This window comes from Peristeroidobacter agariperforans (assembly GCF_004138335.1).
In the GTDB taxonomy this organism is placed as follows: Bacteria; Pseudomonadota; Gammaproteobacteria; order Steroidobacterales; family Steroidobacteraceae; genus Steroidobacter; species Steroidobacter agariperforans.
Genome location: NZ_RYFW01000009.1, coordinates 66,128 through 74,382, shown reverse-complemented (window position 1 = coordinate 74,382; position 8,255 = coordinate 66,128). Strand labels below are relative to the sequence as shown.

At 61.9% G+C, this 8,255-nt stretch carries 4 protein-coding genes and 1 pseudogene; 3 read left to right on the top strand and 2 right to left on the bottom strand.

The window, feature by feature from the left end:
• Nucleotides 1-145: 145 nt before the first annotated feature.
• Together EK373_RS34110 and EK373_RS34105 are read left to right on the top strand one after the other, a co-directional pair.
• A pseudogene (locus EK373_RS34110) lies at nucleotides 146-628 on the top strand (glycosyl hydrolase); the annotation flags it as partial.
• 135 nt (nucleotides 629-763) lie between these two features.
• Nucleotides 764-1,639 (top strand): fibronectin type III domain-containing protein, encoded by an 876-nt coding sequence (locus tag EK373_RS34105; RefSeq protein ID WP_269813787.1) that lies wholly within the window; start codon nucleotides 764-766, stop codon nucleotides 1,637-1,639.
• 100 nt (nucleotides 1,640-1,739) lie between these two features.
• On the opposite strand, the gene EK373_RS32635 is transcribed toward EK373_RS34105, so the two are convergent.
• On the bottom strand, nucleotides 1,740-4,370 hold the full coding sequence (locus EK373_RS32635) for a PKD domain-containing protein (protein ID WP_129649561.1): 2,631 nt from the start codon (nucleotides 4,368-4,370) through the stop codon (nucleotides 1,740-1,742).
• Between the two features lie 202 nt (nucleotides 4,371-4,572).
• On the bottom strand, nucleotides 4,573-5,244 hold the full coding sequence (locus tag EK373_RS32630) for a Bax inhibitor-1/YccA family protein (RefSeq protein ID WP_129649560.1): 672 nt from the start codon (nucleotides 5,242-5,244) through the stop codon (nucleotides 4,573-4,575).
• Between the two features lie 327 nt (nucleotides 5,245-5,571).
• On the opposite strand from EK373_RS32630, the gene EK373_RS32625 reads away from it, so the two are divergent.
• Nucleotides 5,572-8,226, top strand: coding sequence for a LuxR C-terminal-related transcriptional regulator (locus tag EK373_RS32625; protein WP_198683842.1), 2,655 nt, complete (start codon nucleotides 5,572-5,574; stop codon nucleotides 8,224-8,226).
• The last annotated feature ends 29 nt before the right edge of the window (nucleotides 8,227-8,255 follow it).

Genomic DNA, 8,255 nt, shown 5'->3' with positions numbered 1-8,255 from the left:
GGCTCTGGACGTACAACAATGAGCGTCCCAACATGGCGCTAGGTGGGTTCACGCCGATACAGAAGTTGGCGATGGCTGCTTAGTTCCTTTCCACTTCTGGCTGCAGCTATAAACGGGGGGATTACCGGGTCACGCCAATTTCGGCGACGGCAACAACAACGAGTCTTCCTCAGAGGCCATGAATGCGTGGTCGGGCCTGATCCTGTTCGCCGAGGCGGTCGGGGATACTACATTGCGCGATCTTGGGATCTATCTCTACACGACGGAGATGAACGCCATCAATGAGTACTGGTTCGACGTCACGGGCCAGAATCATCATCCGAACTTCACGCGCTCCACGGCGAGCATGGTGTGGGGTGGCAAGACGGTCGGCGATGGCGTGTGGTGGACCGGCAATCCCGAGGAAGTTCACGGCATCAATTGGCTGCCGATCCAGGCCGGTTCGCTTTATCTCACGCAGTTTCCCGATTACACGCGACAGAACTACGAGGCGCTGGTGGCCGAGAACGGTGGCACCAACTGGAACGAGTGGGGCGACATCATCTGGATGTATCGCGCCATCCAGAGTCCCGCGGACGCCATCAATCAGATGAATGCGGGGATCGGTTCGTTGCTGATCGAGCGAGGCAATTCGCGCGCCAACACGTATCACTGGGTCCACAACCTCAACGCGCTCGGAACCACCGATCGCGCGGTGACTTCGGATCATCCGCTATATGCCGTATTCAACAAGCAGGGCAAGCGCACCTACGTTGCATACAACATGACCGGCGCTCCGATCACCGTATCCTTCTCGGACGGTGCGGTCGTCACTGTTCCAGCAAACGCGTTTAGCAGCGGCAATGGCACTGGCCCTGTCGGCGACACTCAGGCGCCGACGGCGCCCAGCGGGCTCAGTTCGCCGAGCAAGAGTTCCAGCAGCGTCACGCTGTCATGGAGCGCCTCGACTGACAATGTGGGTGTCGCCGGTTATCGCATCTATCGCGGCGACGCTGCTGTGGCCACCTCATCGAGCACGTCTTTCACCAATTATGGGTTGAGCGCTGGCACCAGCTACACCTACAGCGTTCGTGCATTCGACGCGGCCGGCAATGAGTCCGCCTCGAGCAACAGCGTGACGGTCACAACCGATGGTGGAGGTGGTAGTGGCTATGGACATAGCATCGCCGGCAGCAGCGTGCAGTTCTACGTCAACAACGCTCCGTGGGCCGATGTTCACTACACGATCAATGGTGGCGCTCAACAAAACCTGCGTATGACGCAGTCGGGCGGGAACAATAGCTATCAGCTGACGAACTTGCCGGCCGGCGCCACGGTGTCCTATCGGTTCACCATTGGCCTTGCCGCTGGTGGCGCGACCGAAACCGTGTGGACTACGTTCACGGTGGGCGGAGGTGCCTATGGTCACACCATCTCCGGCAGCAACGTGCAGTTCTACGTCAACAATGCGCCCTGGGCCGATGTTCACTACACGATCGATGGCGGCGCTCAGCAGAACCTCCGCATGACCGTGTCGGGCTCGAACAATACCTACACGCTGCCGAATGTGCCTGGTGGCGCGACCGTGAGATATCGCTTCACGATCGGCGTCGCCGCAGGCGGGGCGAGCGAGACCGCATGGGTGACGTTTGCCAAGTGAGGTCAAGACACCCGAGTGAGTCCGCCCGGTCTTGGACGCGCGGGATTGGGCCGCTCCGACTGTGAAGTCGGAGCGGCCACGCTGAAATCAAACCTGCCGATCAGCGATTGATGACGTGATACTGCACGCCGTCGGCGAGCGCCGTATCGCTGCCTGTCTGCACCAGTACCACGTGCTTATCGTTCGCGCTATGGAAGATCTGGATGCCATAGCTTTGTTGCCCGCCAATAGTCGGTAGCGGCAAGTCGGCTTCAGGCAACAGCAGGCTGCCGTAGTAACGTTTGTAGTGAGCGGCGTACTTGGGCAGGTACGGATAGCTGCCGGTCGATCCGGTGGATACGACGACCACCGCCTCATCCGCGACCGATGAGTGACTCATGGAAAGGAGACCGCCGCCGAGCGTGCCCAGATAGCTCAGCGTCTCGGTGCTGAAATAGGTGCCCGCGGAAGTGAACAGCACATCCTGATTGCCCGAAAGAAAGAAGGTGCTACCGAGCGGCCAGTCGCCGTGATAGGGGCTATCGCCTGACGTTACGACCGCATGCGTGCTTGGATTAATCGTGAAATAAGAAATATCCGCAGGACTGATTCCGTATGCCATGAACAGCATGCGGTTCTTGCGATCGGCGAACACACCTCGCTGCGTCCCGTAGAACCTCGCGGCGCCGTTGGGCACGGGCGGAATGGCAATGGTTTGGCCTGTACGCGCGTTGAGCGCCAGAACCGGCGTATCCACCCACTGACCGCCGGTTTGGCCGATGAGGTATGCCGTCTCGTCGTCCAGCAGGAAGACCTCCGTTTGTGAGCCGTACGTGGCGGCGGTGTGTACCACTTGCGCCGTCGTCAGATCGACCAGCGTCAACAAGCCTTCGTGCAGAACGCCGGCGCGCAATCCGTTCGGACTGATCGTGAATGCCTTCACCGCGGCGGGTAGTACCGCGCTTTGAACGCCGCCGGTGAACGGATCGACGATGCGCAGCGAGTTGGGATTGGTTGCAACGATCACTAGCTTGTCCAGGCCCTTGCTGTAGCGTGCGTCGAGCGGCGCGAACGGCAAGTTGACGCTGCTGGCGAAGGCGGCCAACGCACGAATCGTTACTTGTGCGACGCCGGTCGCGCCACCGTCACTGACGCTTACCGAGGCGATGTATGTTCCCGGCACGTCCGGCGTGAATGACAGGCTGGCGCCGTTCGGCGCGGCGATCGCTGCATTCGACCCCGCTGGACGCGCATCCAGCGCCCATGCGTACGTCACAGCGTCGCCGTCTTCGTCGTAACTCAGGGCAGCCGACGCAGTCACGGGGGCTCCTGCCATGACTGTTACGCGATTCTTGTCGACGACCGCAACCGGCGCGTAGTTGCCGATGTCGATGATCAATGAGCGATCCGAGTACGCGCCGTTGGGATCCGTCACGCGCAGACGAACGACATAGCTGCCATCCACATCCGGGGTGAAGCGAGTCGTCTCGGACGTTGGAGACGTCAACGTCGCGAGGCTCCCGTTCGGCGCGGTAACCACAGTCCAGTTATATGTAATCGTCTCGCCATCGGCATCTTGGCTGCCGCTACCTCGCAATGTCAGCTCGGTGTTCAGCGGCACTCGAACTGTCGGGCCCGTGGGTAGCGCAATCGGCGTGGCATTGCTGGCGATGCTGGCAATCGGCCGGGTGTTGTTGACGGAGACGGTCGTCGTGTACGTGGCTGTCGCGCCGGCGCTATCGGTCACCGTCAGCACGACCACATAGTTACCCCGAACGTCAGGCACCAGTTGCGTGTTGGTGCCATTGCTCGAGCTGAGTGCCGCGGTGCTGCCAGCGGGCCTGCTGCTCATCGTCCACGCGCGCGTCAACGTGCCACCTTCGGCATCCGAGCTGGAGCTGCTATCGAGCACGACCGTGTAACCGATGGACGCCTGCAGCGTCGCTTGGCCGCTGTTGCGTGGCTGGTTGATGACGTTGCTGACTAACACCGCATTCGGTGCGTTGTTCGTGGCGTCCAGCACGTACACCGCTTCTGAGTACGCACCGATCGGGTCTTGGCCCCGAGCCAAGATTTGATAGCGTCCCGCGATGTCGGCCACGAAACGTGCAACTGGGCCATCGATGGTCAGTGCAGCAGTGCTGCCAGCAGGTCGTTCGACGAGCTGCCACGAAGTGGTCACCGGATCGCCGTCCGGATCGGTGGTATTGGATCCATTCAGGACGATGACGGCGCCGATGGAAATGGCCTGCGGCGGACGAGTGACCGGCGTGACGGAATAAATGGCGCTGATCAACACCGCCGGGACCGGTGCAGTGTTATTGACCAGCAGGGCAATGGGGCGGTCGGTATAGGCGCCGCGACTGTCGCTCACTCGCAGGTTGAGCTGGTACGTGCCTTGAACGTCGGGCGTCAGGCTGATCGATGCCGTGCTGGTGGCCGGCAGCTGCAAAGTGCTCTGTGCAGGCTTCGAGGTGAGAGTCCAGGCGAAACTGAGCGTATCGCCTTCCGCATCCGTGCTCGTGCCTCCACTAATGCTGAGCTCGCTGCCGACGCTTGCTGTGAAATCCGCTCCACTGCCAGTCCCGGCATTGACCTGGCCGCTCGCGAGGATGGTAACGGTCGGGGCTCGATTAGCTTGCGCTGGACCTGGGCCAGGGCTCGCAGCCCCGCCGGAGCCGCCGCCACCGCCACATGCTGCCAGCCACGAGCACGCCGCAGCGACCACAAGGATGCGGAACACCTTCGTCATTCAGATACTCCCTAACCCGCAGTGGGTCCGGCGCGGGTCCGCTGATTTGGTTTTCTAGACAGCGAAATGAATCGCTGCCGCGAGATATATATGGAGTAGGGAGTTGTCCGTCAAGAATTCGCGCTGAACTGTGGGGGGACAAACAAAAAGGGCGCTGCTTTTGGCAGCGCCCTTTGTCATATTTCAGACCTTGCCGAGACGATCAGTCGTCGCTCGAGGCCGCGCCCAACAGGTGCAGCAGGCTCATGAACATGTTGTAGATGCTCACGTACAGCGTCAGCGTCGCGCGGATGTAGTTCGTCTCGCCGCCGTGGATGATGGCGCTGGTCTGATAAAGCATCAGGCCGGCCATCGCGATCACGAACACGCCGGAGACCACCAGCGACAGCGTCGAGAGCTGGAAGATCATCGCGACCAGGCCCAACAGGAAGGCGCCGATGATGCCTACCGTCAGGAAGCCGCCCATGAAGCTGAAGTCCTTCTCGCTCTTGATCGCATAGGCCGACAGACCGACGAAGGTGGCGGCAGTGATGCCGAGCGCCGTGGTCACGACCTGCGCGCCGTTCGGCAGGAACTTCAGATAGACGTTGACGATGGGCCCGAGCGTGAAGCCCAGGAAGCCGGTCAACAGGAAAATGAACAGCAGACCCCAGGAGCTGTTCTCGGTCTTGGAGACGCCGAACAGCAGGCCGAAGTAGACGATCAGCGTGATCCACGGATTCAGCGGAGCGACGTTGAGCATCATCGCGGCGCCCGCCGTCAGCGCGCTGAAGCCGAGCGTGGCCGCCAGCAACAGGTACGTGTTGCGCAGAACCTTATTAGTCGCCAGCGCGGAGCCACGAGTGCTTGCAACTGTGCTTGGATAAGAGGCCATGACTTTCGAACTCCTCCGGAATGTCGTCCAGTTGGACCGCGCTGCGTCCCGCGAGTTGCAGGCCGACGCGCCTTGCCGGGCATTCTACAGCGGCCCGAGCGAACCGTGTATGTGATTGCAAGATTTTGAATTGCAAGGGGATGAACCTTACCGCGCTGTCAGAAACGGTGTCATAAGCGGAGCGGCCGCGGTGCTGCACGCGCATTGACACCTTTGTCAGCAGGCCCGTAGATTTCAGGCCTGATCGATCGCCGCCGCATCGGTTGTGGTGGCTCGTCCATCGCAACGATTGCACGGGGACCTATGCGCACGGCACGGAACCGCGACATGGCGCAGATCGTCGGCATGGCCGTGAGCTCGACGAAGCTCAGCCCGCCACGCAGTACTCCAACACTCATTCCCCGCATTGCCCTGCAAGCCCGCGTCGAAAGAGGCGGCAAGCTCGTCCTGCTACTGGCGCCACCGGGCTCTGGAAAAACATCGCTGCTGACCCAGTGGCACGGCCCGGTCGGGCCGGACCGACGCGTCGCCTGGCTGCTGTGCGAACGGCGCGATCACGAGCCGGTGCATTTCTTCGCTTGTCTCGCGGCAAGCATCGATCGGGCGCTCGATACCTCGATGATGCGCTTCGTCGGCGCGAGCGCTCGTACGCAATGCTCGGCCGAACACATCGCCGATGCTCTGCGCGATCAGCTCGCATCGCTCGACCGATCGCTGGTCATCGTCATCGATGATCTGCAATGGTTCGATTGCGCCGACGGCGAGCGCGTGCTGCTGTCCCTGATCTTGCACTCATCGCCGAGCGTGCGCTGGATCCTGGCGACCCGACGCGTGCCGCGATTCGATCTGCAGCGACTGAAGCTCGACGATGCCTTGACGTTGCTGGACGCCGCCGATCTGGCGTTTCAGCCCAAGCAGATCTGTGAGCTATCCCTGTTACTTCGCGGCACGCCGCTGTCGCTGCAGGATGCGACCGAATGCGCTCAGCGGACGGAAGGCTGGATCGCGGGTGTGAAACTCTCGCTGCTCGAGAGCGCCGAGCGGGGCGACGGACTCGATCACGACATCAGCGCTTATCTGAAGGCCGCGGCCTGGCAGGACGTGCCGGATCGATTGCGTGACTTCCTGCTCGCCACATGCGTTCCGGAGCGGTTCTGCGGTGAGCTCGCGGTCGCGTTGCTCAAGGAGGATGCAGCCACGCGATGTCTGGATGAGTTGGAGCAATTGCAGCTGTTCGTGCGTGCGCTGGATGGCACGCATCGGTGGTTTCGCTATCACGCGTTGTATCGGGAGTTTCTGCTCGCGCAGCTGAAGAAGCTCGGACCGGCTCGCACCGCGGAGTTGCACCGACTCTGTAGTGAATGGTTCGTCGAGCACGAGCGGCCGAGCGAAGCGTTGCAGCACGCGTTCGCGACCGCGGATCGTCAGTGGTCCGTGCAAGTGCTGGCGCGCTGTGTGCCAGTGTGGCTGCGCACCGGTGAGTTTCCTGAAGTCCTGCAGTGGTCCGGACGACTGACGCTGACGGAGATCATGAGCTGCCCGGCGATTCGCGATGCGCACCTCATGAGCCTGATCTTTCTGCGACTTTTCGATCGGGCGCGGCAGCAGTTGCGCCTCGCGGGGCAACTGGCGCGCGATGATTCGGAGCGCCGCGCGTTGCCGCCGCTGCAATTGATGCTGGAGATCATGACCGATGCAGGCGTTCAGTTCGTCGTGCCGGACGTGGAGGCGCTGAGCGTTCCCGACGATCCTTATCTCACCACCAATCTGTTCAACGTCGCGGCCTATCAGCTGCTGGTGGATAAGCAGTTCGACGCCGCACGCCGCCTGGCGCTACGAGGCAAGGAGCTGTTGCAGGGAACGCAGCACATCTATGCGCTGGCGCAAGCCTCCGTCGTGCTGATGTTGATCGACCGAGCCGAAGGCCACGCGAGAGAAGCGGCGGAGAGCTGCATGGAACTGTATGCGCGCACCCGAGGCGGGCGACGCAATCCTATCTGGGTGACAGCCACTACCGCCGCGGCATCGGTTCATTACCATCACAATCGACTGCAACAGGCCGAAGCACTGTGCACTGAAGTCTTGCCGCTGCTCTCTATGGCGCCGTCCTTGGAGAACCTCACCGTTGCGCACGTGGTCGCGGCGAGGCTCAAGTGCGCAGCGGCGAAGTATGGCGACGCGCTCAGGTTGCTCGACTACCTGCACAGCGTGCTCGAAAGCAGCAGTTGCCAACGGCTGCTGGCTCGGGTCTGTTTCGAGAAGGTCCGCCTGTGGCTGTTGCAGGAACAGCCGCTGCGCGCGTTGCGGGTGCTTGCCGACTGCGGACAGTCGTTCCATGTCGATGCAAACAATACCGCCGAGCCACAGTGGGAAGAGTTTGCCTTATCGAGAGTCGCGATCCTGATTCATCGCGGCCTGTTCGACACGGCGGCGAGCGAACTACAGCGGCTGTGCGAACGCGCGGAGGTGGCGGGCGATGTCTACGGCCGGGTACGGCTCGAAGCGGCGCTCGCGACCTGCAGCTGGCAGGCGCACGAGGAAGACGCGGCATTTGGCCGGATGAATCGCGCCCTGACGCTCACGGGGCACCGAGGTTTCAGTCGGGCGGTGTTCGATGATGTGTTCGGCCTGCCGAAGATGTTTGCTACCGCGATCAAGATGTCGCGTGTTCCGAACCTGCCACCGGCCGAGTACTTCAAGCGCTTCCGGGATGTGCTGTCATTCGATCCCTATGAGAGCCCTTGGCCGGCCGAGCCGTCGCCGCTACTGACACAACGCGAGCTCGATCTGCTGAAGCTCGTCTCGCTGGGCCTGAGCAACAAAGACATCAGCGAGCGAAGCAACATCACGCTGCTGACGACGAAGTGGCACCTGAAGAACGTGTTCGCCAAGCTCGGTGTGAGCACCCGCATGGAAGCGGTGTTTCGAGCGCAGGAGCTGCGGCTCGTCGATGGGCGGCCGCCGTCGCTGCCGGCGCGTTGAACGGGCAAGAAGAAAAAAAGGTCGCCGTC

Bases quoted from the DNA above. Each gene is read 5' to 3' on its own strand.
- EK373_RS34105 (WP_269813787.1), top strand. From the start codon at position 764: ATGACCGGCGCTCCGATCACCGTATCCTTCTCGGACGGTGCGGTCGTC.
- EK373_RS32635 (WP_129649561.1), bottom strand. From the start codon at position 4,370: ATGACGAAGGTGTTCCGCATCCTTGTGGTCGCTGCGGCGTGCTCGTGG.
- EK373_RS32630 (WP_129649560.1), bottom strand. From the start codon at position 5,244: ATGGCCTCTTATCCAAGCACAGTTGCAAGCACTCGTGGCTCCGCGCTG.
- EK373_RS32625 (WP_198683842.1), top strand. From the start codon at position 5,572: ATGGCGCAGATCGTCGGCATGGCCGTGAGCTCGACGAAGCTCAGCCCG.